Here is a 466-nt window from a genome sequence, read left to right as displayed (position 1 = left end):
AACGGCACCCCGATCTGCCGCTATCAGCAATTCCGTGAGACGCTGCCGAACGGCAAAAGCTACAACGTGCTCGACCGGGGCGAGCAGCCCAATGCCGATGAGACTGGCGTCTATGCCGTCCCCGCCGGGCATATCTTCGTGATGGGCGACAATCGCGACGACAGCGGCGACAGCCGCTTCGATCCGCCCGAAGGCATGGGCATGGTGCCGATGGAGCGCGTCGAGGGCAAGGCAGTCTTGTCGTTCTTCTCGACCGATGGTTCGGCCAACTGGTTCCTGCCGTGGACGTGGTTTTCGGCGGCGCGCTGGAGCCGGATCGGGGCAGGTTTTTGAGCAACACGCTGCACGACTGGCTGACCGCGGCGCTGGGCCACGCCCCGCTCGACCTGATACCGTTCGAACGCGCGCTGACGCATGGCAGTCAGGCCGCAGCGAATTATGAGCGGCTCGAATTTCTGGGCGACCG

1 protein-coding gene is annotated in these 466 nt (G+C 64.6%); it reads left to right on the top strand.

Annotated features, from left to right (window positions below):
- Positions 1 to 333, top strand: a 333-nt coding sequence (gene lepB, locus AACY49_RS30780) for a signal peptidase I (protein WP_339528070.1), incomplete at its 5' end; no start/stop codon positions are given.
- Positions 334 to 466: the final 133 nt, after the last annotated feature.

This window comes from Pseudomonas sp. EL_65y_Pfl2_R96, assembly GCF_963970905.1.
Taxonomy (GTDB): domain Bacteria; phylum Pseudomonadota; class Gammaproteobacteria; order Pseudomonadales; family Pseudomonadaceae; genus Aquipseudomonas.
The sequence above is the reverse complement of the archived record's forward strand: the minus strand, read 5'-3'. Positions and strand labels throughout refer to the sequence as shown.